This window comes from Streptomyces koelreuteriae, assembly GCF_018604545.1.
GTDB lineage: Bacteria > Actinomycetota > Actinomycetes > Streptomycetales > Streptomycetaceae > Streptomyces > Streptomyces koelreuteriae.
The window spans coordinates 3069809-3096337 of record NZ_CP075896.1 but is presented as its reverse complement, the minus strand read 5'-3'; the positions used below and the strand labels follow the sequence as shown (position 1 = coordinate 3096337).

22 protein-coding genes are annotated in these 26529 nt (G+C 72.2%); 19 read left to right on the top strand and 3 right to left on the bottom strand.

All coding sequences use genetic code 11. From position 1 onward, the window contains the following. Window positions 1-94 precede the first annotated feature (94 nt). Window positions 95-1450, bottom strand: a complete 1356-nt coding sequence (locus KJK29_RS13600) for an SWIM zinc finger family protein (RefSeq protein WP_215119291.1) — start codon at window positions 1448-1450, stop codon at window positions 95-97. 145 nt (window positions 1451-1595) lie between these two features. On the opposite strand from KJK29_RS13600, the gene KJK29_RS13595 reads away from it, so the two are divergent. From KJK29_RS13595 to sucD, 7 genes are all read left to right on the top strand, one after another. Next, a complete protein-coding gene (locus KJK29_RS13595; protein ID WP_215119290.1) occupies window positions 1596-2714 on the top strand; it encodes an ATP-binding protein in 1119 nt (372 codons plus the stop codon). A gap of 45 nt (window positions 2715-2759) precedes the next feature. Further along, entirely contained in the window at window positions 2760-5159 is a 2400-nt protein-coding gene (locus KJK29_RS13590) for a DUF5682 family protein (protein WP_215119288.1), read from the top strand. Next, window positions 5156-5302 (top strand): hypothetical protein, encoded by a 147-nt coding sequence (locus KJK29_RS13585; protein ID WP_215119286.1) that lies wholly within the window; start codon window positions 5156-5158, stop codon window positions 5300-5302. Before KJK29_RS13590 ends, KJK29_RS13585 begins: the two co-directional genes overlap by 4 nt. Next, a complete protein-coding gene (locus KJK29_RS13580) occupies window positions 5299-6462 on the top strand; it encodes a VWA domain-containing protein (RefSeq protein WP_215119284.1) in 1164 nt (387 codons plus the stop codon). Before KJK29_RS13585 ends, KJK29_RS13580 begins: the two co-directional genes overlap by 4 nt. Before the next feature lie 223 nt (window positions 6463-6685). Further along, window positions 6686-7969 carry a hypothetical protein gene (locus KJK29_RS13575; RefSeq protein ID WP_215119283.1) on the top strand — a complete coding sequence of 428 codons (1284 nt, stop codon included), beginning with the start codon at window positions 6686-6688 and terminating at the stop codon, window positions 7967-7969. Between the two features lie 515 nt (window positions 7970-8484). Then, entirely contained in the window at window positions 8485-9663 is a 1179-nt protein-coding gene (sucC, locus tag KJK29_RS13570; protein ID WP_215119282.1) for an ADP-forming succinate--CoA ligase subunit beta, read from the top strand. Between the two features lie 21 nt (window positions 9664-9684). Then, a complete protein-coding gene (gene sucD, locus KJK29_RS13565; protein WP_215119281.1) occupies window positions 9685-10569 on the top strand; it encodes a succinate--CoA ligase subunit alpha in 885 nt (294 codons plus the stop codon). Window positions 10570-10718: 149 nt separating this feature from the next. On the opposite strand, the gene KJK29_RS13560 is transcribed toward sucD, so the two are convergent. Continuing rightward, window positions 10719-11972, bottom strand: a complete 1254-nt coding sequence (locus tag KJK29_RS13560; RefSeq protein WP_215119280.1) for a helix-turn-helix domain-containing protein — start codon at window positions 11970-11972, stop codon at window positions 10719-10721. A gap of 96 nt (window positions 11973-12068) precedes the next feature. Between KJK29_RS13560 and KJK29_RS13555 the strand changes: the two genes are divergently transcribed. After that, window positions 12069-13808 carry a cell division protein PerM gene (locus KJK29_RS13555; protein WP_215119279.1) on the top strand — a complete coding sequence of 580 codons (1740 nt, stop codon included), beginning with the start codon at window positions 12069-12071 and terminating at the stop codon, window positions 13806-13808. A gap of 32 nt (window positions 13809-13840) precedes the next feature. Here the strand turns inward: KJK29_RS13555 and KJK29_RS13550 are convergent, their stop codons facing one another. Further along, window positions 13841-14623, bottom strand: coding sequence for a hypothetical protein (locus KJK29_RS13550; protein ID WP_215119277.1), 783 nt, complete (start codon window positions 14621-14623; stop codon window positions 13841-13843). Window positions 14624-14957: 334 nt separating this feature from the next. Between KJK29_RS13550 and purN the strand changes: the two genes are divergently transcribed. From purN to KJK29_RS13495, 11 genes are all read left to right on the top strand, one after another. After that, complete coding sequence (gene purN, locus KJK29_RS13545; protein ID WP_184591279.1) at window positions 14958-15596, top strand: phosphoribosylglycinamide formyltransferase; 639 nt, start codon at window positions 14958-14960, stop codon at window positions 15594-15596. Then, the gene (purH, locus tag KJK29_RS13540) at window positions 15593-17158 is read left to right on the top strand and encodes a bifunctional phosphoribosylaminoimidazolecarboxamide formyltransferase/IMP cyclohydrolase (protein ID WP_215119276.1); all 1566 of its coding nucleotides are present in this window, start codon (window positions 15593-15595) and stop codon (window positions 17156-17158) included. The genes purN and purH overlap by 4 nt, the downstream gene beginning before the upstream one ends. Window positions 17159-17387: 229 nt before the next feature. After that, window positions 17388-18047: a ScbR family autoregulator-binding transcription factor gene (locus KJK29_RS13535; protein ID WP_215119275.1), complete on the top strand. Its 660-nt coding sequence runs from the start codon at window positions 17388-17390 to the stop codon at window positions 18045-18047. A gap of 211 nt (window positions 18048-18258) precedes the next feature. Beyond that, window positions 18259-19161, top strand: a complete 903-nt coding sequence (locus tag KJK29_RS13530) for a helix-turn-helix transcriptional regulator (RefSeq protein WP_215119273.1) — start codon at window positions 18259-18261, stop codon at window positions 19159-19161. Continuing rightward, window positions 19158-19979 (top strand): MBL fold metallo-hydrolase, encoded by an 822-nt coding sequence (locus KJK29_RS13525; protein WP_215119272.1) that lies wholly within the window; start codon window positions 19158-19160, stop codon window positions 19977-19979. The genes KJK29_RS13530 and KJK29_RS13525 overlap by 4 nt, the downstream gene beginning before the upstream one ends. A gap of 228 nt (window positions 19980-20207) precedes the next feature. Next, on the top strand, window positions 20208-20729 hold the full coding sequence (locus KJK29_RS13520; RefSeq protein ID WP_215119270.1) for a flavin reductase family protein: 522 nt from the start codon (window positions 20208-20210) through the stop codon (window positions 20727-20729). Window positions 20730-20761: 32 nt separating this feature from the next. Continuing rightward, window positions 20762-21880, top strand: coding sequence for a Gfo/Idh/MocA family protein (locus tag KJK29_RS13515; protein WP_215124265.1), 1119 nt, complete (start codon window positions 20762-20764; stop codon window positions 21878-21880). A 99-nt stretch (window positions 21881-21979) separates the two neighbouring features. Then, entirely contained in the window at window positions 21980-23128 is a 1149-nt protein-coding gene (locus KJK29_RS13510) for an LLM class flavin-dependent oxidoreductase (RefSeq protein ID WP_215119268.1), read from the top strand. A 225-nt stretch (window positions 23129-23353) separates the two neighbouring features. Beyond that, a complete protein-coding gene (locus KJK29_RS13505; RefSeq protein ID WP_215119264.1) occupies window positions 23354-24010 on the top strand; it encodes an AAA family ATPase in 657 nt (218 codons plus the stop codon). Window positions 24011-24056: 46 nt separating this feature from the next. Next, complete coding sequence (locus KJK29_RS13500; RefSeq protein ID WP_215119259.1) at window positions 24057-24854, top strand: ATP/GTP-binding protein; 798 nt, start codon at window positions 24057-24059, stop codon at window positions 24852-24854. Between the two features lie 114 nt (window positions 24855-24968). Next, the gene (locus KJK29_RS13495) at window positions 24969-26438 is read left to right on the top strand and encodes an MFS transporter (protein WP_251057780.1); all 1470 of its coding nucleotides are present in this window, start codon (window positions 24969-24971) and stop codon (window positions 26436-26438) included. The last annotated feature ends 91 nt before the right edge of the window (window positions 26439-26529 follow it).

Below are 26529 nucleotides of genomic sequence, written 5' to 3'. Positions count from 1 at the left end.
ATCGGTTGTCCCGTGATGCCTGAAAGATGCGTTGATTTGATGGATTCATGGGAAGGGTGGGGCAGGCCGGAACGGCGGGGCCGTCGCCGTCGGTTCAGCACAGGGCCACCGCGTCGCCCGGTCCCTCGGGCCAGGCCGTGAGCGGGGTGAAGCCCTGGTGGCCGCATTCGCCGAAGACCCTGACCGGGGCCCCGCCCGACAGGGCGACGAGCCGCCACAGGCCCGGCCGGGAACGCGCGGCGGGAGTGAGCGGCAGCGCCATGTCCTCGTCGGCGTCCGCCAACTGCCAGGAGCCGCCGTCCGGGGTGGGTACGACGCGGTCCAGCGTCACCGGGACGGACTCCAGCCACGGATCGTCGCGCAGGGCGTCGCCGTAGCGGGCCGCCGCCTGCGATGTCGTCATCCCCGGCGGACGTATGTCCGTGGGCGTGGGCGGGGAGAACCGCTCGCCCAGGGCCACCCGCAGCTGCCCGGCGCCCGGGTAGGCGGATATCTCTGCCTCGAGGGCCAGGCCCACCGGCAACGCCAGCTCCGGGGCGCGGCCGGCGGCGCCGTAGGAGAGGAGCAGCACGGTGCGGTGCGAGTCGGCGCCGTGCAGCCAGATCCGGCGGGTCGTCAGGCGTGGGTCCGTCGTGTCGTACTGGGCGAGCACCAGCCACCGGTCCCGCACCGGCGGGCCCTCCACGGAGGCCGGCAGGCCGATCCGGGAACGGACCGTGGCGGCGAGGCCGTCCGGCAGTCGCTCGCGGCGCAGCCAGCCCTGGCCGAGGAGATGCAGCAGCGCGCACTCCTCCAGCAGCCGCACCGGCCAGCCCGGACCGGTGGACGGGATCGCCCCCAGCTCCCGCACCCGCGCGGCGAGGCCCTGCGCCTGCGCGTCGACCATGCGGGCCGCCGTCTCCTCCCAGAGGCCGTAACCGGACTGCTCCGCCGCCGCCAGACCGCCGCGCAACAGGTCCGTCAGGCGCTGCTCCAGCTCCACCGCACCCGCCGTGACCCGCTCGGCCCGTCGCTCCGCCCGGCGCCGCGCCGCCTCCGGATCAGCGGACCCGGACGGAGAGGCCGGGCTCTCTTCCGAACCCTTCTCCTCCGCGCGCTTGCGCCGCCCCGCTATCCACTGCCCGGCCCACTCCGGTGCCTGCCCCGACGGCACCGCTCCGTCGCCGCCCGCCCAGAGCAGCAGCAGCCCGAGAGCGTGCTTGCACGGGAACTTGCGGCTCGGACAACTGCACTTGTACGCGGGCCCCGAGGCGTCCGCGATGTCCACGATCGTCTGATACGGCTTGCTCCCGCTGCCCTTGCACAGCCCCCACACCGTCCCCTCGTCGGAACTCCCCGCCTCGGACCACGGCCCTGCCGCGCCGAGTTTGCTTCCCGCTTTGCGTGACGCGGTGTCAGGTGCCAGTGCCAGCACCTGGTCCGCCGTCCAGCGCACCCCCTGCTGAGTCATGGCAACGAAGGTAGATCCCACCACTGACAATCGGGTCCGCGAGCGACTCCGGCAGGGCATTTTCGCAGGTCAGAACGCATTGTCAGTGGTGTGGTGCAACGTGGTCACCAGATCCGAACCGGCCGAGCTGGAGGGGGACTCAGCCATGCCTGTGTCCGTTGAACCGACGTCGCAGACCGACGGTGCCGAGGCGCTGCGGCCGCACGCCGAGGACGCTTTCGCCGGCGAACTCGCCGCACTCGCCGCGCAGGACGACCGCCCGCGCCCGGCCCGCTGGAAGCTGTCGCCGTGGGCCGTCGCGACCTACCTGCTCGGCGGCACACTGCCCGACGGCACACTGATCACACCGAAGTACGTGGGCCCGCGCCGCATCGTCGAGGTCGCGGTCACCACGCTCGCCACCGACCGCGCCCTGCTCCTGCTCGGCGTGCCCGGCACCGCGAAGACCTGGGTGTCCGAACACCTGGCCGCGGCGGTCAGCGGCGACTCCACACTGCTGGTGCAGGGCACCGCCGGAACACCGGAGGAGGCCATCCGGTACGGCTGGAATTACGCGCGGTTGCTCGCCCACGGCCCGAGCCGCGACGCCCTCGTGCCCAGTCCGGTCATGCGCGCGATGTCCGACGGCATGACCGCCCGCGTCGAGGAGCTGACGCGCATCCCGGCCGATGTGCAGGACACGCTCATCACGATCCTGTCGGAGAAGACACTGCCGATACCGGAACTGGGCCAGGAGGTGCAGGCGGTCCGCGGCTTCAACCTGATCGCCACGGCCAACGACCGCGACCGCGGGGTCAACGACCTGTCCAGCGCCCTGCGCCGTCGCTTCAACACGGTGGTGCTGCCCTTGCCGGAGAGCCCCGACGCCGAGGTCGACATCGTCTCGCGCCGTGTCGACCAGATCGGCCGCTCCCTCGACCTGCCGGCCGCGCCCGAAGGCCTCGACGAGATCCGCCGGGTCGTCACGGTCTTCCGGGAGCTGCGCGACGGCGTCACGGCCGACGGCCGGACCAAGCTGAAGTCGCCCAGCGGCACGCTGTCCACGGCCGAGGCGATCTCCGTCGTCACCAACGGACTCGCCCTGGCGGCCCACTTCGGCGACGGCGTGCTGCGGCCGAGCGATGTCGCCGCGGGCATCCTCGGCGCGGTGGTCCGCGACCCGGCGGCCGACCGCGTCATCTGGCAGGAGTACCTGGAGACCGTCGTCCGCGAGCGCGACGACTGGAAGGACTTCTACCGCGCCTGCCGTGAGGTGAGCGTGTGAGCGGTACGGGGCGGGGCCGTCGGACATGCGCGTGGAGGGGAGGGGATGGGCGTGACAGGCGTGGAGAAGGCTGAGGGCCGGGGTGTTGGGGCCGGGCCGCTGCTGCTCGGGGTGCGGCATCACGGGCCGGGCTCGGCCCGGGCCGTGAGGGCGGCGCTGGAGGAGGCCCGGCCGCGGGTCGTGCTGATCGAGGGGCCGCCCGAGGCCGATGCCCTGATCCCGCTCGCCGCCGACGAGGAGATGCGGCCTCCGGTCGCCCTGCTCGCCCATGCCGTGGACGAACCCGGCCGCTCGTCGTTCTGGCCCATGGCCGAGTTCTCCCCGGAGTGGGTCGCCATCCGCTGGGCCCTCGCACACGACGTCCCGGCACGCTTCATCGACCTGCCGGCCACGCACACGCTGGCCTGGGGGAGGCAGGAGGACGCGCCGGGGACCGACAGCGAGGGAGACGGCGACGGCGACAGTGAAGGCGACTCGGGCCCCGGCCCCGCCGATCTGCGGATCGATCCGCTCGGCGTGCTCGCCGAGACCGCCGGTTACGACGATCCCGAGCGCTGGTGGGAGGACGTCGTGGAGCACCGGGGCGTCGGGAAGGGGGACGCGCTCGCGCCGTTCACCGTGCTGGAGGAGGCCATGGGGGCGCTGCGCGAGACCTACGGCGCCGGCGGGCACGACCGGGACCTGGTGCGGGAGGCCTATATGCGGCTCCAGGTGCGGGCCGCGCAGCGGGAGTTCGAGGACGGCGTGGCCGTCGTCTGCGGAGCCTGGCACGTGCCCGCCCTGCGGCAGAAGACGACCGTCGCCGCCGACAAGGCACTGCTGAAGGGGCTGCCCAAGGTCAAGACGGACATGACCTGGGTGCCGTGGACCCACCGCAGGCTGTCCCGGAGCAGCGGCTACGGGGCCGGTATCGAGTCGCCGGGCTGGTACGGGCATCTGTTCAGCGCCCCGGACCGGCCGGTCGAGCGGTGGCTGACCAAGGTGGCCGGGCTGCTGCGCGCCGAGGACCGGATCGTCTCCTCCGCGCATGTCATCGAGGCGGTGCGGCTGGCCGAGACGCTCGCCGCGATGCGCGGGCGTCCGCTGCCGGGCCTGAGCGAGACGACCGACGCGGTGCGGGCGGTGATGTGCGAGGGCTCGGATGTGCCGCTGGCGCTGGTGCACGACCGGCTGGTCGTGGGCGATGTGCTGGGGGAGGTGCCGCCGTCGGCGCCGGCGGTTCCGCTGCAGCGGGACCTCGCCCGGCTCCAGCGCAGGCTGCGGCTGAAGCCGGAGGCGCTGGAGCGGGAGTTGGAGCTCGACCTGCGCAAGGAGACCGACGCCGGCCGCAGCAGGCTGCTGCACCGGCTGCGGTTGCTCGGGGTCGCCTGGGGTGAACCGGCCGCCTCGCGGGGCAGCACGGGCACGTTCCGGGAGACCTGGCGGCTGCGCTGGGAGCCCGAGCTGTCGGTGCGGGTCGCCGAGGCCGGAGTGTGGGGGACGACCGTGCTGTCCGCCGCGACCGCGAAGGCCGAGGCGGACGGGGTCGCCGCGCAGGGCCTCGCCGATGTCACCGCGCTCGCCGAGCGCTGTCTGCTGGCCGAACTGCCCGACGCCCTGCCCACGGTGATGCGGATCCTCGCCGACCGGGCCGCCCTCGACTCGGACGTCGGCCATCTCGCCCAAGCGCTGCCTGCCCTGGTCCGCTCCCTGCGCTACGGCGATGTGCGCGGCACGGACACCGGAGCCCTGGGAGAGGTCGCCGCGGGCCTGGCCGAGCGGGTCTTCGTCGGCCTGCCCCCGGCCTGCGCCGCGCTCGACGCGGACGCCGCCGAGGAGATGCGGCGCCATGTGGACGCGGTCCACGGGGCTGTGGGACTCCTGGGCGACGCACCCGCGGCGGGACACGGCCACTTGAGAGGCCGCTGGCAGTCGGTGCTGCGCGGGCTGTGCGGGCGGGACACCGTGCCCGGGGTGATCCGGGGCCGGGCCGTGCGGCTTCTGCTCGACGACGGGGAGCTGGCGCAGGACGAGGCGGCGCTGCTCATGGGGCACGTCCTGTCCCCGGGCACACCGCCCGCGGACGCGGCCGCGTGGATCGAGGGCTTCGTCGGAGGCGGCTCCGGCGGCGGGATGCTCCTGGTGCACGACGAGCGGCTGCTCGGGCTGGTCGACGCGTGGCTGACCGGGGTGCCTGCGGACGCGTTCACGGACGTGCTGCCCCTGCTGCGGCGGACGTTCTCGGCGTACGAGCCCGGGGTGCGCCGGACCCTGGGCGAGCTGGTCCGGCGCGGGCCGGGGGCAGGGGGCGGTGGTGCGGCAGCGGCCGGCTCCGGCATACCCGGCTTCGCGGCCGAGCTGGACACGGCGCGGGCAGACGCCGTGCTGCCGGTCGTGCGGCTGCTGCTCGGGCTGGACGACGTAGGGGAGAAAACCGGTAACGACCTGGCGGGGGTGACGGCATGACGACCGACGGACTGAGGGAGCCGGCTCCGAGGACGGAAGCGGCGGAGCCCATCGGCAATGGACCCCGGGCGGAAGGCCGGCCGACGACGACCGTGCTGGTGATCCCGCTGTGGGAGCGGCTGCGCGGGGGAGGACGCGGATGACGACCGAGGCGACGGACCCGGCGCAGGAGCGGTTGCGGCGGTGGCGGCTGGTGCTCGGCGGTGATGCGGCGGACGGCACCGGGTGCGCGCTGTCGGGGCGGGACGCGGCGATGGACGGGGCGCTGACCGCGCTCTACGGAAAGGGGGAGAAACCGCAGGGGGGCCGGGATCGTTCGGCGGGGCTCGGGGCGTCGGCGCCGTCCGTGGCGCGCTGGCTCGGGGACATCCGGACGTACTTCCCGTCCTCCGTCGTCCAGGTCATGCAGCGCGACGCCATCGACCGGCTCGGTCTCGCCGCACTGCTGCTGGAGCCGGAGATGCTGGAGGCGGTGGAGGCCGACGTGCATCTCGTCGGCACGCTGCTGTCGCTCAACAAGGCCATGCCGGAGACGACGAAGGAGACGGCACGGGCCGTCGTGCGCAAGGTCGTCGAGGACCTGGAGAAGCGGCTCGCAACCCGCACCCGGGCCACCCTCACCGGCGCCCTCGACCGCAGCGCCCGCATCAACCGGCCGCGCCATCACGACATCGACTGGAACCGCACGATCGCGGCCAACCTCAAGCACTACCTGCCCGAGTACCGAACGATCGTGCCGGAGCGGCTCATCGGGTTCGGGCGGGCGACCCAGTCCACGAAGAAGGAGGTCATCCTCTGTATCGACCAGTCGGGATCCATGGCGGCATCGGTTGTCTACGCGTCGGTGTTCGGAGCGGTGCTCGCCTCGATGCGGACGATCTCCACGCGACTCGTCGTCTTCGACACGGCGGTCGTCGACCTCACGGACCAGCTCGACGACCCGGTGGACGTGCTCTTCGGTACGCAACTGGGGGGCGGTACGGACATCAACCGGGCGCTCGCGTACTGCCAGTCGCAGATCACCCGGCCCGCCGAGACGGTGGTCGTGCTGATCAGCGACCTCTACGAAGGGGGCATCCGCAACGAGATGCTCAAGCGGGTCTCGGCGATGAAGGCGTCGGGGGTGCAGTTCGTGACGCTGCTGGCGCTCTCGGACGAGGGGGCACCGGCGTACGACCGGGAGCACGCGGCAGCGCTCGCCGCGCTGGGGGCACCGGCGTTCGCCTGCACGCCCGATCTGTTCCCGGAGGTGATGGCGGCGGCGATCGAGAAGCGGCCGCTGCCGATACCGGACGCGGTGTGACGATTTGCCGACGCGTCGTCGTCCGGTTCGGTCCAGCAAAACGGATATGACGGGCCATCAGTAGAGAGGGGCTTGCGCGACCTCCGCACTCCCGTGCGAGGATCAGCGCCTGCTCGGCAGTGTGTCGTGCCGCTCCGGGCAGTACCGCGTTGTGCCGACTCGTTGCCCGTGACGCGTGATGCGTTCCGCACTTGTTCCGTCGCACGGGAGGAAGCTCCCCCTCTTGACCTCGTCAGCAGCCCTGTCCGATGCCGCTGTGCGCATGCTGCGCACGGCGGCCGGGCGGCGTGCGCTCCAAGTGGCGCTGCTGGTGGGCGGGGTGCTCGTCCTCGGGTTCCTGTGCGGTGAGCGGGCGTATGCGGCGGACGGTGTGCGGGCGTCGGCGGGCAGTGCGGTCGGGCGGTTGGTGAGTGGGCAGGAGAGCGAACCTCTCGGATCCGGGGCTGGGGGTGCTCAGCTCGTCCGGGCCGTGGGGGAGCGGGCCGTCGGAGTGGCCGGTGACGCGAGGGCGTCGGGCGGCGGGGAGCTGGTGAAGGCACCGGCGAAGCTGCCGACGCCGCCGAAGGCTCCCTCGGGGCCGGGTCGGCCGGACCGGCCGTCCTCGCCGGGCCTGTCGGGTGCGCCGGATCGGCCGGACCAGCCAGACGTGCCGAACCAGTCAGACCTGTCGGACGCGCCGCCCCTGCCAGACCTGTCGGACGCGCCGCCCCTGCCGGACCTGCCGGATTCGTCGGCCCTGGCCGTACCTCCGAAGGTGCCGGCACTCCTCGTACCCCCGAAGGCGCCGACGCTCCCCGCCGCTCCGAAGGCGCCGAGGCTCCCAACCGCGCCGAAGACGCCGACGCTCCCCGTCCCGCCGACGGCACCGTCCGTCCCCGCCCTGCCTGCCCTGCCGACCCTGCCTGACGCACCGCCCCTGCCGGACCTGCCCGGCCTTCCAGACCTGCCCAGCCTGCCCGGCCCGCCCGCTCCGCCCAATGGCGACATCGCGCTCCCGGGGATGCCCGCTGAGCCCGGCCTCCCCGGCTACCCGGCGCCCCCGAGCCACCCCCTGCCTGCGCCCCTCCCCACCCCCGCGCTCGCCACGGTCGATCCGCAGCCGGCCGATGCCCCTGCGTCGCGGGGTGCCTCCCCGAGCCCGACCCGGGACGCGACCCCCGAGGCGCACGGCGTGGACGGCGAGCAGTACGGAGCCCCGTACGCCCCCCGCGCAGCCCGCGATCACACGGCTCACGACCCCGCGCATCACGTCAGACGCGCAGCCCGCACCGGCCCCTCCGCGAGTGCCGGAGGCGTCGTGCCGGTCGGGCATGTGCCCGGAGGTCGTCCGGACGGCACGCTCTGCAACCGTTCCATGGCCGACAACGGCACCCCGCGTCACGGCGACACGCATGCCGTCACGCCGAGCGGCCGGGCTCCGCTGGGCCTCGTGCGCGGTGTCGCTGCCCGTGCCTGCGTGGCGGACACCCGGGACGGTCACCGGGACATCCCGGTCTTCCCCGGCTAGCCGAGTCAGGCCGGCGCTCCTCCGTCGCGCGCTCTCGAGCTCCGTTCTCGAGATCTCAAGCTCTCAAGTTCTCAAGACTCCGCGAGCCCTCACGCCCGGACGGTCGAAAGCCGTCGGCGGTCCGAGGCCGAAACCTCGTGGATGAGGTCGGCGGTCCCCATTGGGGTGGGGGCCGACCGACCCGCCCCCCGGAGAGCAGGCCCTGAACTGGGCCTTCGGGCTTCTTCGGGGGTGCTCGGCGGGCCTCACCGGGTTTACCCCGGCCCGGTGAGGCCCCTCACTCCAGGCACGCTGTGCCAGAGAGCGCGGCATCATGTGACAGGTATCACCGCTCAGGTGTGACCCTCGATTTAGGGGCCTCCTGCAAGCAGCGATAACCTGCGAGACGGACATGCCGCGCGCTCGGACACCGTGTGCGCCTCCCTTGTGACTGACAGACGGCGGACGTCACGTTGCCCTCGCGGCACGCCCACGCAGACAACGAACCGCGAGATCACTGATAGGGACGGAAGCGCGTGGACCTGTTCGAGTACCAGGCGAGGGACCTCTTCGCCAAGCACGATGTACCGGTGCTGGCCGGTGAAGTCATCGACACGCCTGAGGCGGCCCGCGCAGCCACCGAGCGCCTCGGTGGCAAGTCCGTCGTCAAGGCCCAGGTGAAGGTCGGCGGCCGTGGCAAGGCCGGCGGCGTCAAGCTGGCGGCGACCACCGACGAGGCGGTCGAGCACGCGAGCAACATCCTCGGCATGGACATCAAGGGCCACACGGTCCACAAGGTGATGATCGCCGAGACGGCTCCGGAGATCCTGGAGGAGTACTACGTCTCCTTCCTCCTGGACCGTGCCAACCGCACCTTCCTCTCCATCGCGTCCGTCGAGGGCGGCATGGAGATCGAGGAGGTGGCGGAGACCCGCCCCGAGGCCGTCGCCAAGACGCCGATCGACGCCAACGTGGGTGTGACCCCCGAGGTCGCGCGCCAGATCGTCGAGGCCGCGAACTTCCCGGCCGAGGTCGCCGACAAGGTCGCGAACATCCTCGTCACCCTGTGGAAGACCTTCGTCGAGGAGGACGCCCTCCTGGTCGAGGTCAACCCGCTGGCCAAGGTCGCCTCCGGTGACGTCATCGCCCTGGACGGCAAGGTCTCCCTCGACGAGAACGCCGAGTTCCGTCAGCCGGAGCACGAGGCCCTCCAGGACAAGGACGCGGCCAACCCGCTCGAGGCCGCCGCCAAGGAGAAGAACCTCAACTACGTCAAGCTCGACGGTGAGGTCGGCATCATCGGCAACGGCGCGGGTCTCGTCATGAGCACCCTGGACGTCGTCGCGTACGCCGGTGAGGCCCACGGCGGCGTCAAGCCCGCCAACTTCCTCGACATCGGCGGTGGCGCCTCCGCCGCCGTCATGGCGAACGGCCTGGAGATCATCCTCGGCGACCCGGACGTCAAGTCCGTCTTCGTCAACGTCTTCGGTGGCATCACCGCCTGCGACGAGGTCGCCAACGGCATCGTCCAGGCGCTGCAGCTCCTCAAGGACAAGGGCGAGGACGTCACCAAGCCCTTGGTCGTCCGTCTGGACGGCAACAACGCGGAGCTGGGCCGCAAGATCCTCTCCGATGCCAACCACCCGCTGGTGCAGCGCGTGGACACCATGGACGGAGCGGCCGACAAGGCCGCCGAGCTCGCGGCTGCGAAGTAAGGGACGAGGGACTAAACAGCCATGGCTATCTTCCTCAACAAGGACAGCAAGGTCATCGTCCAGGGCATGACCGGTGCCACGGGCATGAAGCACACCAAGCTCATGCTGGCCGACGGCACGAACATCGTCGGTGGCGTGAACCCCCGCAAGGCGGGCACGTCCGTCGACATCGACGGCAACGACATCCCGGTCTTCGGCTCGGTCGCCGAGGCGATGGAGAAGACGGGCGCCAACGTATCCGTCCTCTTCGTGCCGCCGGCCTTCGCCAAGGCCGCCGTCGTCGAGGCCATCGACGCCGAGATCCCGCTCGCGGTCGTCATCACCGAGGGCATCGCCGTCCACGACTCGGCCGCGTTCTACGCCTACGCCGTGTCGCAGGGCAACAAGACCCGCATCATCGGCCCGAACTGCCCCGGTCTCATCACCCCGGGCCAGTCGAACGCCGGCATCATCCCGGGCGACATCACGAAGCCGGGCCGCATCGGCCTGGTCTCGAAGTCCGGCACGCTGACGTACCAGATGATGTACGAGCTGCGCGACATCGGCTTCTCGTCCGCCGTCGGCATCGGTGGCGACCCGGTCATCGGCACGACGCACATCGACGCGCTCGCCGCGTTCGAGGCCGACCCCGACACCGACCTGATCGTGATGATCGGTGAGATCGGCGGCGACGCCGAGGAGCGGGCCGCGGCCTTCATCAAGGAGAACGTGAAGAAGCCGGTCGTCGGCTACGTCGCGGGCTTCACCGCGCCCGAGGGCAAGACCATGGGCCACGCCGGCGCCATCGTCTCCGGCTCCTCCGGCACGGCCGCCGCGAAGAAGGAGGCCCTCGAGGCCGCCGGCGTCAAGGTCGGCAAGACGCCGACCGAGACCGCGAAGCTGGCCCGCGCCATCCTCGCCGGCTGAGCATCGCCTCACGGCTCACAGGTGGGCCCGCTCCCCGCAGAGGGGGGCGGGCCCACCGCCGTTTCACGAAAGCCACGAAGCCACGAAGCCACGAAGCCACGAAGCCACGAAGCCGCGAAGCCGCAAAGCCGAAGCCACGAAGGCCGACGTCACCGCGGCTGCGGCATCAGCCGGTCCGGCCCCTTCTGCTGCTCCTTGCGCAGCTTGGACCGCAGGTCCCGCTCCGACTCCGACAGCGGTCCGGGTGCGACCGGCGGTGGCACGCCCTGGACGGTCGCGCCCGGCGGCACGGGCGGCTCGTAGCGCGTCGGGGCCGTGCGCACGGTGAGCACCGTGGTCCCGATCAGCAGGGCCGTGAAGGCGATGGCGGCCCGGGTCCAGAGGCGGGCCCGGCGTTCCCCGGCCTGCCGCACCACCACCGGTTTGGCGGCCCGCAGCCGTTCCGTGGAGGCGAGTTCGACCAGCCGCCAGTGCAGGACCTCCGGGTCCGCCAGCTCCGGCAGCCGCTCGGCGACCGCCTCGCGCGCGTGCGCCAGCCGGTTCACGGCGCCGCGGGTGCTCGCCTCCGTCTCCGCCGCCGTCTCCGGCAGGCCGAGACCGACGCCGTCGTACAGCAGCAGCGTGCGGCGGTACGAGGGCGGAAGCCCCAGCAGGGTGTCCATCAGGGCGCGGTCGAACGCGTCGGGCGGCGGCGGCTCCGGGTGCCGGTAGCGGGGCCGGAGCCGATGCCACGGGGAGAGCGCGCACTCGTACGCCACCGCCCGCACCCAGCCCGCCGGATCCCGGTCGCGGGCCACCTCGGGCCAGCGCTGCCAGGCGATCTGGAACGCCCGCTCGACGGACTCCCGGGCCAGCTCACGGCGCCCGGTCAGCAGATAGGTCTGCCGAACCAGCGCGGGGGCGCAGAAGGCGTACAGCGCGTCGAAGGCCTGTTCGGGGGCGAGCGCGGAGGTCGCGTCGTCCGGCCGGTGCGGGGCCTTCGTACGGTCGGGGGTCCGGCCGCGGTCGCCGAGGGTGACACGGGCGGCGGTACGGCCGCGCTCGGGGACGTGGGAGCGGCCCCGGTCGGAGACATGCCCCCTGTCCCGGTCTCGCTCCCGGTCTCTGGCGGGCGGGCGGCTCCTGGCGCCCCTGCCCGGGGCGGAGGGCCTGCCCCGGTCGGTCGGGCCGGTGCTCCGGTGAGGCTCCGTCACCTCCCGTGCCTCGCCCAGTGAGTTCAGCAGCCTCGCGTACTTCTCCCCCTTCCGGCCGCGTGGCGTGGCGCGGCCGGTCTCCCATCCGCGCACCGTCTCGCTGGTGACGCCCACCCGGGAAGCCAGCTGAGCCCGCGTCAGCGAGGCGGCCTCGCGCAGGCGTCGGCGTTCCTTGGGCGGGGGGAGGGGGAGGGCAGGGCTCTGTGTCACAGGGCGCCCCTCCATACGGAAAAGTACATAAACGTATATTGAGCGACACAACGGTGGTTCGCCTGTTACGCCGGTAAAGCGCGTGTCGTTGGGAGCATGGCGGGCGTGATCAAGATGACCGCAGCCGCTCGCCGCCGTCTGTCGGCGCCCCTGCTCGCCCGGGTGCGCGACCGTTCCCCCGGACTGGGCGACGCCCTCGTGAGTGGTGCGGTGGCGGCGGGCCTGGGGCTCGCGTGGTGCGCCGTGCTGGTGATGCTGCTGTGGATCACCTCGCCGTACCCCGACAGCGGGCCCAGCGGCGTGCTGCACGTCACCGCCGCGCTGTGGCTGCTGGCCCATGGAGCCGAGCTGATCCGCGTCGACACGCTGTCCGGAGTCCCCGCCCCTGTGGGCCTCCCGCCGCTGCTGCTGCTCGCGCTGCCCGTGTGGCTGCTGCTCCGGGCGGCACGCGACGCCACGGACGGCGGGGCGGGGGACGGGGACGACGGCGCCGGTGGCTTCAAGGCCATCGCGACCGTCGAGGACCTCGAGGACGGCGAGGGCCTCCGGGAGGGCGGGCGCGAGGAGGCCGTCGAGGGTGCGGGACCGCCGCTGGTCGACGCCCGTACGGCGTGGACGGGCGTCGTCCTCGGGTATCTGGCCGTTGCCCTCGCCGCCGCGCTGTTCGCCTCCGGTGGCGTGCTGCGGCCGTCCTGGCTGTGGACGGGGGTGTATGTGCCGCTGGTCGCCGCCGTGGTGGCGGGGCTGGGCGTGTGGTCGGCGTACGGCCGTCCGGGCGGGCCCCTGCGACGGCTGCTGCGGGTCCTGCCGAAGGGCCTGCGGCCGCTGCTCCACGGCCCGGACGGGCGCCCGGGGGTCGCCGCCCGGGCCGCGGCGGCCGGAGTGGCGGTGCTGCTCGGGGGCGGTGCGCTGCTGGTGGCGGTGTCGCTGGTGGCGCACGGTACGGAGGCCCAGGCGTCGCTGCTGCGGCTGACCGAGGGGTGGTCGGGGCGGTGCGCGGTGCTGCTGCTGTGTGTGGCCCTGATGCCGAACGCGGCGGTGTGGGGTGCCGCGTACGCCCTCGGTCCCGGCTTCGCTCTCGGCGCCGGGCATGTCGTCGGCCCGTTGTCCTCCGCGCCTCCGCCGTTCCTGCCGACGTTTCCGCTGCTGGCGGCGGTGCCGGAGGCCGGGCAGGGGGCGTGGGCGCACTGGGCGGCCGGGGTCGTGCCGGTGGTCGCCGGGGTGGTGATGGGCCGGACCGTGGCGAAGGGGGCGGCCCCCGGGGAGCGCGGCGGCACGAAGCCGGGCGCCGGACGGGACGTCGCCTGGTCGCCGTGGCGCGGTGCTGCCGCCGCGGCCCTGGCGGCACTGCTGTGCGCGGCCGTACTGGCGGGCCTCGCCGCCTTGGCGGGCGGCCCCCTCGGAGTCGCCGTACTGGCCCGTTTCGGTCCGGAGTGGTGGCAGGTGGGCGCGGCGACCCTGTCCTGGCTGACGCTCGTCGCCGTCCCGACGGCGGTGGGCGTGGGACTGTGGCGCCGCCGCTCACCCCGGACGGAGGACCCGGTGATCGGCAGACAGCGCGAGCAGGCGTCCAAGGGCGCCGGTAGTGCCAAGGGAGCCGGCAAAGCCAAGAGCACCGGAACCGCCGGGGGAGCCGGAGCCGCCCGGGCCGACAAGAACCCCGAGGGCACCCTGCCGGACAAGACGGGAACCACGGCATCGCGCACCCCGGACGTGCCCTACGACCTCTACGAGTACGACGCGCTCTACGGACCGCAGGACCAGGACGACGACACGGGATACCACCCCTACGACTTCCTGCCGACCGACCCCGCCCCCGGCCCCGACCGCGCCTGAAGCCGGCCGCGCCTGAAGCAGGCCGGGTCGGATCAGCCCTTCGTCCCCAGCAGGCCCCGCAGCTCCTCCGGCAGGAGCTTCGCGCAGGACTGTTCGGCCTTGTTGGTGAGGGCGTCGTTGGTGCAGGTGTAGTAGTCGCGGTAGACCAGCTGCGCCGTGAAGGACGCGGCGACCAGGGCGATCGCCAGGGACGCCGTGACCAGGCCGCTGACCGCGGCGGTCGTCTGGGGGCGGCCCGGCTGCTGCTCGGGGGCCGGGGAGTCCGGGTCGGGCCTGCGGGGCTTGGCGCGCAGCGCGCTGATGCCCCAGTAGAGGGAGAGCGCGCCCAGCAGCAGCGCCACGTACGGCCAGCTGAACAGGGCGAAGAAGAAGGCCCACATGCCCGACAGCAGGGCATAGCGCGCACGGCGCTGGGAGGGATCCGTCGGGTCCCAGCGCGGGTTCGGACCGCCCTGCGGGCCGCCGCCCTGGCCCTCGGGGCCGCCGCGGGGGCGGTCGCCGAAGCCGTCGGGGGAGCGGCCGGGCTGCCGGTCGCTCCACTGGCTGCCCCATGGCGCACGGTCGCCCCCGCCGCCGTCCTGGGAGTCGTCGCCCGACGGCCGGCGCGGCTGCCAGGGCCGGTCCGGGGTGCCCTCGGGCGGCGGGGCGAAGGGGTTGTCCTCCTGGGAGCCGCGCTCCCGCCCGTCCCCGCCGGAGCCGTCCGACGGCGCGTCGGGCGGTGAGCCGGGGCGCTCCCGCAGCAGCACGGCGCCGCGCTCCCCTCCCTGTGCCGACGGCGGGGGGAACGTGAGGAGTCGCAGGCTGCGGTCCGGCATCAAGTGAGCGTCTTCCCGTTGGTGAGTGGGGCGGTGTGGAGGAGTGCGGGGATCTGGACTGGACGGACAGAGGTCGGTGCGGCGTCGGGACCGGCTCCGTCACCCTCCTGAACGCACCACGCCCGGACGGCGTTCCCGAACCGGCTCCGCCCAGACGCTACCTTCCGGCCACGCCCCCGTCCCGTGGGGGCCGTCCGGTGTGCCGGTATCGTTGCTGACGGTCGGCCGGTTCGTAGGCTTCCCCGTATCCGGGAGCCCGAAGCATTCGTATGAATGTACAAACGCCACGGTCCGGCCGCCTGGACAGACGCTTCCTTCGAGAAAGGCCCCCACCGTGGCCGCCAAGCCCGTGGCCCCGCGCGCCAAGCGCCTCGTCGTGCTGGTCTCCGGATCCGGCACCAATCTGCAGGCGCTCCTCGACGAGATCGCCGCCACCGGCGCGCAGGCCTACGGGGCCGAGATCGTGGCCGTCGGCGCCGACCGCGAGGGCATCGAGGGGCTGGCGCGCGCCGAGCGCGCCGGGCTGCCGACCTTCGTCCGCAAGGTCAAGGACCACGGGAGCCGCGAGGAGTGGGACACCGCCCTCGCCGAGGCCGTCGCCGCCTTCGAGCCCGACCTCGTCGTCTCCGCCGGCTTCATGAAGATCGTCGGCAAGGAGTTCCTCGCGCGGTTCGGCGGGCGGTTCGTCAACACGCACCCCGCCCTGCTGCCCAGTTTCCCGGGAGCCCACGGTGTGCGGGACGCGCTCGCGTACGGCGCCAAGGTCACCGGCTGCACCGTCCACTTCGTCGACGACGGCGTCGACACCGGGCCGATCATCGCGCAGGGCGTGGTGGAGATCCGGGACGAGGACGACGAGAGCGCTCTGCACGAGCGCATCAAGGACGTCGAGCGAAGGCTGCTCGTCGAGGTCGTGGGGCGGCTCGCCCGCAACGGCCATCGCATTGAGGGACGAAAGGTAGTTATCCAGTGACCGCCGAGAGCAACAAGCGGCCCCTTCGCCGGGCGCTCGTCAGCGTCTACGACAAGACCGGGCTCGAGGAGCTCGCGCGCGGGCTCCACGAGGCCGGGGTCGAGCTCGTCTCCACCGGCTCCACGGCCGCGAAGATCGCCGCTGCCGGCGTCCCCGTCACCAAGGTCGAGGAGCTGACCGGCTTCCCCGAATGCCTGGACGGCCGCGTCAAGACCCTGCACCCGCGCGTGCACGCGGGCATCCTCGCCGACCTGCGCCTGGAGGACCACCGGCGGCAGCTCGCCGAGCTGGGCGTCGAGCCGTTCGACCTGGTCGTCGTCAACCTCTACCCGTTCCGCGAGACCGTCGCCTCGGGTGCCTCGCCCGACGAGTGCGTCGAGCAGATCGACATCGGCGGTCCCTCCATGGTCCGCGCCGCCGCCAAGAACCACCCCTCCGTCGCGGTCGTCACCAGCCCGGACCGCTACGCCGACGTGCTCAAGGCCGTCCAGGGCGGCGGCTTCGACCTCGCCACCCGCAAGCGGCTCGCCGCCGAGGCCTTCCAGCACACGGCCGCCTACGACGTCGCCGTCGCCTCCTGGTTCGCCTCCTCCTACGCGCCCGTCGACGAGTCGCGGTTCCCCGACTTCCTCGGCGCCACCTGGGAGCGCGAGCACACCCTGCGCTACGGCGAGAACCCGCACCAGCCGGCCGCGCTCTACGTCTCCCCGGAGGGCGGCGGCCTCGCCCAGGCCGAGCAGCTGCACGGCAAGGAGATGTCGTACAACAACTACACGGACACGGACGCCGCCCGCCGTGCCGCGTACGACCACGCCGAGCCGTGCGTCGCGATCATCAAGCACGCCAACCCCTGCGGGATCGCGGTCGGCGCGGACGTCGCCGAGGCGCACCGCAAGGCGCACGCCTGCGACCCGCTGTCGGCGTTCGGCGGCGTGATCGCGGTCAACCGCCCGGTCAGCAAGGAGCTGGCCGAGCAGGTCGCCGAGATCTTCACCGAGGTCATCGTCGCGCCGGACTACGAGGACGGCGCCCTGGAGGCCCTCACCAAGAAGAAGAACATCCGCGTGCTGCGCTGCCCCGACGGCCCCGCCGCGCCCGTCGAGGTCAAGCCGATCGACGGCGGCGCGCTGCTCCAGGTGACCGACCGGCTCCAGGCCGACGGCGACGACCCGGCCGGCTGGACGCTGGCGACCGGCGAGGCGCTGAGCGCCGACGAGCTGGCCGAGCTGTCCTTCGCCTGGAAGGCCTGCCGCGCGGTGAAGTCCAACGCGATCCTGCTCGCCAAGGACGGCGCCTCCGTCGGTGTCGGCATGGGGCAGGTCAACCGCGTGGACTCCGCGAAGCTGGCGGTCGAGCGGGCCGGCGCCGAGCGCGCTCAGGGTGCGTACGCCGCCTCCGACGCGTTCTTCCCCTTCCCGGACGGCCTGGAGATCCTCACCGAGGCCGGAGTGAAGGCCGTGGTCCAGCCCGGCGGTTCCGTCCGTGACGAACAGGTCGTCGAGGCCGCGCGCAAGGCGGGCGTCACGATGTACTTCACGGGGACGCGGCACTTCTTCCACTGACAGCGGACGGTTCGGCACGGTGGTCGGACCCCACGAGCGGCGCCACGCGGAAACGCGTGGCGCCGCTCCTGTTTCCGGCTCCTGTTTCCGGCTCCTGTTTCCGGCCCTTGTTTTCCGGGCGCGCGCCCCACTTATCGGATCCCGGGACTCCGGGTAACATACAGACTTATCTGTTTTCCGGTGCTCGCCGTCCGGTTTACCCGCCCTCTTCGCCTCGGAGATCCCGTACATGCCACGTCAGGAACGCGCCCTGCGCACCCGCGCACTGCTGCTCCGGTCCGCCGCCGAATGCATCAAGGAGCACGGCTACGACGGCTCCAGCACCACGGACGTGCTGCGGCGGGCGGGTGTGACCCGGGGGGCCCTCTACTTCCACTTCCCTTCCAAGGAAGCGCTGGCCGATGCCATCGTCGAGTACCAGATGCCGCTGCTGCGGCCGCTTCCCGGGGACTCCTCCCTGCAGTCGGCCATCGACCTCACGCTGTCCTACGCGCGGATGCTGCAGAACGACGTGATCCTGCAGGCCGCCGTGCGGCTGGCCACCGAGGAGACCTCCTACCAGCCCGGCACCCGCCCCTACCTGTGGTCCCAGCAGAGCGTGGCCGACCTTCTGTGCCAGGCCCGCAACAAGGGCGAACTGCTGCCGCACACCGACCCCGACGAGATCGCCGTCCTGATCGTCGGGGCCTTCACCGGCATCCAGTTGCTGTCCCAGCTGTCCTGCGGGCGGACCGACCTGCTGTTCCGCGTCTGCGTGCTGTGGCGGGCCCTGCTGCCCGGGATCGCCGCCCCCGGGCTGCTGCTGCGCCTGCGGACCGACGAGAGGCGGGTGGAGGAGCTGGAGCAGGCCGAGGCGGTGCCCGCCCCGGCGCTGCACGACGTGGGGTGACGCGGGCTGACCGTGTGTGACGCTTCTCGCGTCCGTACGGTGTCAGCCAAAACATGTAGCGCCACCGAAATAAACAGGCGAGTATGTTTGTTTACGAGGGTGAGGCGGCACGGGGGAGCCGCGTGATCCTGGTACATCCGTATGTCCCCCTGCTCCGCCATGAACAGAAGGGGAACCGCAACCGATGGGAAACGCTGCTTCCGCCAGGCGCGTGGCACCTCCGCACCTCCTCGAACTCGGCCGGTTCCTGATGGCACGGCGGGCCGAGGTGTCACCGAACCAGGTAGGCCTCCCGGATGCCGGTAAACGCCGCACGCCCGGCCTGCGCCGGGAGGAGGTGGCGCTGCTCGCCGGCGTGGGCGTCTCCTGGTACACGTGGATCGAGCAGGGCCGCGCCGAGAACGTCTCGGGCGAGGTGCTCGACTCGATCGCCCGCGTGCTGCGCCTGAGTGAGAACCAACGGCTGTATCTGCGCCAGCTCGCCGGTGTGCAGGCCGTCCCGCTGCTGCCGGACGCCCCGCCGGAGGCCGAGGCCATGCGCCCGTTCGTCGAGAACTGGTGGCCCAACCCCGCGTACATCGCCGACCACGCCTGGAACGTCGTGGTCGCCAACGCCGCGGCGGAGTCGCTCCTGGGCATGGTCGACGAACATCCGGGCGACGCCCGCCTCGGGCGCCGGCGGCCGTACAACATCCTGCGGGAGTTCTTCACCAACGACCGCGCGCGGTCCGCCTATCCGCTGTGGGACAAGATCGCCCCGACCGTCGTGGCCCGCTTCCGCAGCCAGGCGGCGCTGCACATCGAGGACGCGGCGATCCCGGCGCTGGTGGCGGAACTGCGCGTCGCCAGCCCTCTGTTCGCGCAGCTCTGGGACCGGCACGAGGTGCTGGAGGACTCCTGCGGCCCCGAGGTGCTCACCCACCCCGCCGTCGGCGACCTGCACTTCACCCGCGCCACGCTCGACTTCACCCGCCGTATCGCCCTGCGGATGACGGTGTTCCTGCCCGCTCCGGGCACCGGCACGGAGGCGGCACTGCGCCGGATGTCCCATGTGACGCTGTCGCAGCGGATGAACAGCCTGAACCGTGACGACCTGGTGGGAGAGGCCCGATGAGCACCGCGGTGAACAGCCATGTGACCGAGCCGGTCCGTGTCGGGCTCGGCACCCACCGGCTGACCTATCTCCCCGACGGCTATGTGCAGTTGCATCCGAGGGCCTGGTTCCCGGACTCACCCGGCGCGTTCTGGGAGGGCCACCGCGGCCGCCTCGACGACGAGGGCTTCCTGCGGGCCTCGGTCGGTGCGCTGCTCGTCGAGTACGAGGACCGGGCCATGCTCTTCGACACCGGCTTCGGGCCCGCCCGCATCCCCGCCGACCACACCATCGCGCCCCTGGGGCGGATCGAGGGCGGAGGCCTGCCCGACGCGTTCGCCGCGGCGGGGATCGCCTGGGACGCGGTGGACACCGTGGCGTTCACGCACCTGCACGACGACCATGTGGGCTGGGCCGGTGACGAGCGGCTGCGCGGAGCCCGGTTCGTGGCCTCGGCCGCGGAATGGCGTGGTGCGCACCGCCGTCCGGCCGGGCAGCCGGTGGCCGTGCGGGACGGCCAGGAGGTCTTCCCCGGCGTCACGGCACTCGCCACCCCGGGACACACCCCGGGCCACCTCTCGTACGTGATCCGTGGCGAGCCGGACGGGCCCGCGGCCGTGGTGGTCGGCGACGTCCTGCACTCCGCCCTGCAACTGGCCGACCTCACCTGGCGTGCGGCCTCGGACCTCGATCCCGCGGAGGCGGTCCGCAGCCGCCGCAAGGTCGTGGCCGAACTCTCCCGTCCCGGCACGATCGGATTCGCCGGCCACTTCTCCGGCGCGGTGTTCGGACGGCTGTCGGCCTCCGACGACCGGCTGCGGTGGGATCCACTGGACTGACCCGCCCCCCCGCTAGCCCACCCGTCGGCCCCCGGTCCCACCAGGACCGGGGGCCGGACGTTTTTCCGGTCTGCGGCCCGCGTCCCTAGAGCTTCCGCCCCCACCGTGCTGTGCGCGACCCCCGTGGATATTCCCGGCCCGGGACAAGTGGCCAGTCCCTTCTGTTGGCGCGAGCAATATGTTGTCTGCGCACTGGCAGGTCACTCGGCCCCGGCTGAGCCTGAGGGCATGTCCTCAACGGTTGTTCCCCCGATGTCCCGCTCGGCACCGGTCGAACCGCGGCGCCTGCGTACCGTCGCCGGACGGTTCACCACCGGAGTGGTGGCCGTGACGGCACTGCGCGGCTGCGACGGCGCTCCCGTGGGGCTGGCCGTCAACTCGTTCACCTCGGTGTCCCTGGACCCTCCCCTCGTGCTGTTCTGCGTGGCCAGGACCAGCAGCAGCTGGCCGGACGTGCGTTCGGCGGACCGGTTCTGCGTGAACATCCTCGGCGAGGGCCAGCGCGACCTCAGCACCCGGTTCGCGACCAGCGGCACCGACAAGTTCGCCGAGGCCTTCTGGACGCCCTCACCGGGCGGGGCGCCCGTGCTCGACGGCTCGATCGGCTGGATCGAGTGCTCCGTCGAGGAGGAGATACCGGCCGGCGACCACGACGTGGTGATAGCCCGCGTCCACGACCTGGACACCCACCACGAGGACGCGCCGCTTCTGTTCTTCCGCGGCCTGTACGGGCGTTACGCCCAGCTCTGACCCTCTTTCCAGGAAAGGACGATGCATTCGTGATGCACACAGCGGCCCCGCTCGGAGTGGGGATCGTCGGACTCAGCGCGGACGGCGGGTGGGGCGGACGCGGTCATCTGCCCGCGCTGCAAGCCGTCGAGGGCTACGAACTGCGCGCGCTGACGGCGTCCACGCCCGACTCCGCGCGCAAGGCCGCCGCCGCGTTCGGACTGCCCGAGTCGGCCGCGGGCACCGACGCCGGCGAACTCGCGGCCCGGGACGACATCGACCTGGTGGTGGTCGCCGTCCGCGTGCCACGCCACCGGGAACTGATCATGCCCGTCCTGCGGGCCGGCAAGACGGTGCTCAGCGAGTGGCCCCTGGGCAACGGCTCGGCCGAGGCCGAGGAACTCGCCGAGCTCGCGGCCGAGTCGGGCGTGCGGACGGCCGTCGGCCTGCAAGCCCGGTCCGCCCCCGTGGTCCGCTACCTCCGGGACCTCGTCGCGGACGGATTCGTCGGCGAGGTGCTGTCCACCACGCTGGTGGGGTCCGGCGGCGGCTGGGGCCCGGTGGTGGCCGAGCGGACCGCCTACACGGCCGACCGCGCCAACGGGGCGACCCTGCTGACCGTTCCGTTCGGGCACACCCTGGACGCCCTGACCATGGTGCTGTCCGGGTTCGCGACCCTGACCGCCACCACGGCGACCAGGCGCCCCCGGGTGCGGATCGCCGAGACCGGTGCCGAACTGCCGATGACCGCCGAGGACCAGATCGCCGTGACCGGGCGCCTGGAGAGCGGGGCGGTCGCCTCCCTGCACTACCGGGGCGGCTCCTCGCGCGGCACCAATCTGCTCTGGGAGATCAACGGCACCGAGGGCGACCTGGTGCTGACCGGTGACTCGGGCCATCTGCAGTTCGGCCAGGTGGAACTGCGCGGTGCCCGGGGCGACCAGCGGGACCTGCGGCCGCTGCCCGTACCCGAGAACTATCTGCTGCCGGACGGCCTCGACCGGCTCGCGGCGCTCGAAGGGCCGGCCGGAGTGGTCGCCCACGCCTACCACCAGTTGCGCGCCGACCTGCGCGACGGCACCTCCGTGGTGCCGGACTTCGCCCACGCCGCCGCCCACCACCGGCTGCTGGACCGCATCACCCGCGCGGCGGAGACCGGCAGCCCGCAATAACCCCCGGCCGTACAGGCCGCCCCCCGACCCGACGGACCCGTGCCGAACCGCGCACCGGCGCCACGGCGTCCGCCGCCACCCCCCGATCACAGGAGCATCATGCACACCGGCTTCGGAGCCTTCCTCTCCCCCCTCCACGCGCCCGGACAGGACCCGCACCTGACCATCCGAAGGGACATCCAGCTCGTCGAGCACCTGGACGAACTCAACTTCGACGAGTGCTGGTTCGGCGAGCACCACTCCCTGTCCTGGCCGACGGTGGGCGCCCCGGAGACGCTGATCGCGGCCCTCGCCGACCGGACCCGGCAGATCAAGCTGGCCAACGGTGTGGTGACACTGCCCTTCCACCACCCGTTCCACGTCGCGAACCGGGCGATCATGCTGGACCACCTGACACGCGGCCGGTACATCCTGGGCGTCGGCCCCGGCGCCACCCCCAACGACGCCCATATGCTCGGAGTCGACCCGGGCGAGCTGAAGCGCATGGCGCGCGAGGCCATCCCCACCGTCATGGAGCTGGTCAACGGCGAGGAGCGGATCTCGGAGAAGACGGACTGGTACACCCTCCAGGACGCCAAGATGCAGCTGCCGCGCTACAGCGAGCCCGGCATCGAGATCGCCGTCTCCAGCGTCGGCACCCCCAACAGCCCCCAGATCGCGGGCAAGTACGGCCTCGGCCTGCTGTCGTTCGGCGCCCCGCCGCCCGGCTGGCCGGCCGTCGACCTGGCCCGGCAGTGGAGTTACGCCGAGGAGTCGGCCGAGGAGCACGGCCGGACCGTGGACCGCCGCACCTGGCGTATCGCCGTGCCCCTGCACATCGCCGAGACCCGCGAGGAGGCCTTCCGGGACGTTCGGGAGGGGTTCGGGAAGTGGCTGCACGGCTACTGGGGCGAGGCGGTCGGCGCCGACGTCCTCGGCGGCCTCGAAGGTGTGCCGGAGTCCCGGCACCTGGAGGCGACCGTGGAACAGGGCCGCGCCGTCGTCGGGTCGGTCGAGGACGCGGTGGAGGCGATCCGCCACCTGCGGGAGACCACCGGCGGCTTCGGCACGTTCCTCACCTACGTCGTCAACTGGGCCTCCTTCGAGAAGGTGAAGCGCAGCTTCGAGCTGCTGGCGACCGAGGTGGCCCCGAGGTTCACCGGCACCGCCGACCGCGGTCTGGAATCGGTGCGGTGGAGCACCGAGAACCGCGCCCTGTTCCCCCACACCGAGCCCCTGCGCACGCGCCTCGCCGCGACGACCCGCTGACCCACCGGCCCGGAGGACCTCGTCACCCGTGCCCGGCCCGCCGCCTCACCGGCGGGCCGGGCACACCCGTGTTACGGAACAATCAATTCCAGCTTCGGTCCCGGGGACATTGCAGTAACGTGTAATCCGGACTTTCCATTTCCGGATTCGAGCTCATCCTGTTGGTCGTGGCAATAGCGTTGATGGCCACTGGTTCAGGTCAAAGTCCCCTGTGATGCTTGATCCGTGACGAAAAGAATCGCCGTCGTTGGCGCCTACGGATCGGGAAAGACAACGCTTTCCGCGGCGCTCTCGCATCTCACCGGCCTGCCCCGCACCCACGGTTCGCCCATGCGGGAGCCGATCGGGGGCGAGGGCCGCAGCGTGCACAACTGGACCGACGGGCAGCTCATCCAGCTCACGGTCAACCGCTACGCGGAACGACTGCTCGGTGAGGCCGCCCAGCCCGGCGGCTTCGTGTCCGACGGCTCGGTGGTGCACGAGTGGGTGTACGCCAAGCTCCGCCTCGTGGCCGGCTCCTACCCGGGCACGACCACCCCGATGGAGGACCGGCACCGCAGCATCACGACGACCGCGCTGGAAGCGGCCGTGGACGACATCGGCCTGCTGATGAAGCACCACGCCCGCACCGCCTACCAGGCCTTCGTGTATGTGCCGGTGGAGTTCGAGCTGGCACCGGACAACCGCCCGATCAACGAGAACTTCCGGCAGCTGTCCGACTCCCTGCTGCTGCCCGCCCTCGAAGCGACGGGCGTCCCCGTGCACACCGTCCACGGCGATCCGGCCGAGCGCCTCACCCAGACCGTGAAGCACCTGGGGCTCCAGGACGCGACGGTCATGACGGTCGACGAGGCCGTCGCCCTCGCCGCCCCCGCCCGCTGACCCACCCATCGAGCCCCGGGGCTCTCTTCCACAAAGGTGACCATCTGTGTCCGCGCTCGAAATACCCAGTTTCAAGGACAATCCCAAGCTGAAGCTCGCCATTTCCGGCACGTATTCGACGGGTAAGTCGACGACGACCGAGGCCCTTTCCATAGCCACCGGAATACCGCGTACCCACGCCAAGACGTCCCGCGAGCTGCTGGTGGACCTCGTCCCCGGCAAGACCGTCATGGAACTCAACGCCATGGAACTCGTGAAACTCGGACTGCGCCGCTTCGAGGAGCGCGTGCACAACGAGTCCAGCGGTGACGCCTTCATCTCCGACGGCGGCGTGTTCCACGAGTGGGTGTACTTCGAAGCGCGGATGCGCGTCGGCATCAACCCCGGCGCCGACTGGTGGTTCAAGGGCATCAAGAAGGTCATGGGCCTGCCGGTGAAGCACTTCTACCAGCGCTACACCGACACCCTGGGCGACATCACCCGCGCCCGCGCCAAGCGGATCTACGACGCCTACGTCCACCTGCCGGTCGAGTTCGACATGGAACCCGACGGCCACCGGCCCGTCTCCGAGAAGTTCCGCCGTCTCTCCGACGACCTGCTCATCGAGGCGCTGGACCGGATGGACATCCCCTACCGGGTCATCGGCGGTCCCATCCCGGACCGGATCGAGAAGATCGTCAAGCTCTTCGACCTGCCGGTGGTGGTCCCGATCGAGGAGGCCATCGAGGAAGCGCAGCGCCGCGTCCTGGCCGACATCGAGGACCTCAAGGCCGACGCCCGCTTCCACGAGGCGCAGCGCGAGAAGTCGCTGGCACGGCGCATCGGTTACGCCCTGCGCTACTGACCGGCGCGGCGCCCGGTCCCCTCCGGATTTCCCCCACGCATCCCCGCCTCCCCCCACCCCCTTCCTCTCCATTCCCGTCCCTCGTCCCCCGACGTCAAACTGAAAGGAACCGGCGTGTCCGGCATCAATTCGACACGGCCGCGTCATCTGGGTGCGGTGCTCGCACTGCTCGCGTTCGCCCAGATGATCATTGCGATCGACTACAACATCGTCTTCGTCTCCCTGCCGGAGATCGGCGACAAGCTCGGCTTCGGCGCCCAGGACCTGCAGTGGGTGGTCTCCGCCTACGCCGTCGCCTTCGGCGGATTCCTGCTGCTGGGCGGCCGGGCCACCGACCTCTTCGGCCGCAAGCGGATGTTCGTCCTCGGCCTCTTCCTCTACGCGGCGTCCTCCCTCGCGGGCGGTCTCGCCGAGGACCCGTGGCTGCTCATCGCCGCGCGTGCGGTGCAGGGCCTGGGCGGCGCGTTCCTCGCGCCGGCGACCCTGTCCCTCGTGACGACGCTCTTCGCGGAGGGCGCCGAACGCAACCGCGCCCTGTCCGTGTGGGGCGGCGCCGGCGGCTCCGGCATGGTGCTCGGCTCGATTCTCGGCGGTCTGCTGACCGACGCCTTCGGCTGGCCCTCGGTCTTCTACGTCAACGTGCTGCTGGCCGGCGCCGCCATGTTCGTGGCGATGTCCCTGCTGCCCGACGACAAGACGCAGGCCGGCAGCGGCTTCGACCTGCCCGGCGCGATCACCGGCACCGTCGCCTCCACGCTGTTCGTCTTCGCCCTCGTGCAGGGCCCCGAGGCGGGCTGGGGCTCCGGCCAGGTCCTCGCCGCACTCGCCGTCGCCGTCCTGACCTTCGTGCTGTTCCTGGTCATCGAGAGCCGGAGCGCGGCCCCCATGGTGCCTCTGCGGCTGTTCGGCAACCGCAACCTGTCCACCGGTGCCGGCATCACGTTCCTGTTCATGGCCACCTTCGGCGCGCTGGCGTACTTCCTCACCCAGTACTGGCAGATCGTGCAGGGCTACAGCGCCTGGACCACCGGCTTCGCCTTCGTGCTGCCGTCCGGCAGCGTCCTGATCGGCACCATCGTGGGCGGCAAGTGGGCCACCAAGTTCGGTGTGCGCAACACCCTGTTCATCGGTTTGACCATGGGCCTGGTGGGCACCGTCGTCCTCGCCCTCACGCTGGGCCAGGACGTCTCCTACGGCGTCATCGCGCCGTCGCTGTTCGTGCTCTCGCTGGGTCAGGGCATCGTCTTCACGACCATGTTCGCCGCGGCCACCACCGGCGTCGAGGCGGCGGACCAGGGCATCGGCTCCGGCATCGCGACGACCGGCCAGCAGATCGGCGGCGCCGTCGGCCTCGCCGTGCTGATCGCCATCGCCAACGCCTCGGGCAGCGGTGACGGCAAGGACCTCGGGCAGATGATGGACGGGGTCACCACGGCCACCTGGGCGATCGCCGTCGGCATCGCGCTGACGTTCCTCGTGGTGCTCAACTTCAAGAAGCCGGCGGCGGGCGACCAGGTCGACCCCTCCGAGACCGAGCCGGTCGCGGGCACCGCCGAGCCCGTCCAGGCCAGCCGGACCGCCTGAGCACCGCTCCGATCCGGACGCCGGCGATACCCGGTCCACTGTTGCGGAGGGTCCCGGGCATCGCCGTCGCCGTTCAACGGCCGTCACCCCG

What these genes read in the sequence shown, in the direction of transcription:
- KJK29_RS13600 (WP_215119291.1), bottom strand. Translation starts at nt 1,450, where the DNA reads ATGACTCAGCAGGGGGTGCGCTGGACGGCGGACCAGGTGCTGGCACTG.
- KJK29_RS13595 (WP_215119290.1), top strand. Translation starts at nt 1,596, where the DNA reads ATGCCTGTGTCCGTTGAACCGACGTCGCAGACCGACGGTGCCGAGGCG.
- KJK29_RS13590 (WP_215119288.1), top strand. Translation starts at nt 2,760, where the DNA reads ATGGGCGTGACAGGCGTGGAGAAGGCTGAGGGCCGGGGTGTTGGGGCC.
- KJK29_RS13585 (WP_215119286.1), top strand. Translation starts at nt 5,156, where the DNA reads ATGACGACCGACGGACTGAGGGAGCCGGCTCCGAGGACGGAAGCGGCG.
- KJK29_RS13580 (WP_215119284.1), top strand. Translation starts at nt 5,299, where the DNA reads ATGACGACCGAGGCGACGGACCCGGCGCAGGAGCGGTTGCGGCGGTGG.
- sucD (WP_215119281.1), top strand. Translation starts at nt 9,685, where the DNA reads ATGGCTATCTTCCTCAACAAGGACAGCAAGGTCATCGTCCAGGGCATG.
- KJK29_RS13555 (WP_215119279.1), top strand. Translation starts at nt 12,069, where the DNA reads ATGGCGGGCGTGATCAAGATGACCGCAGCCGCTCGCCGCCGTCTGTCG.
- KJK29_RS13550 (WP_215119277.1), bottom strand. Translation starts at nt 14,623, where the DNA reads ATGCCGGACCGCAGCCTGCGACTCCTCACGTTCCCCCCGCCGTCGGCA.
- KJK29_RS13535 (WP_215119275.1), top strand. Translation starts at nt 17,388, where the DNA reads ATGCCACGTCAGGAACGCGCCCTGCGCACCCGCGCACTGCTGCTCCGG.
- KJK29_RS13525 (WP_215119272.1), top strand. Translation starts at nt 19,158, where the DNA reads ATGAGCACCGCGGTGAACAGCCATGTGACCGAGCCGGTCCGTGTCGGG.
- KJK29_RS13520 (WP_215119270.1), top strand. Translation starts at nt 20,208, where the DNA reads ATGTCCTCAACGGTTGTTCCCCCGATGTCCCGCTCGGCACCGGTCGAA.
- KJK29_RS13515 (WP_215124265.1), top strand. Translation starts at nt 20,762, where the DNA reads ATGCACACAGCGGCCCCGCTCGGAGTGGGGATCGTCGGACTCAGCGCG.
- KJK29_RS13510 (WP_215119268.1), top strand. Translation starts at nt 21,980, where the DNA reads ATGCACACCGGCTTCGGAGCCTTCCTCTCCCCCCTCCACGCGCCCGGA.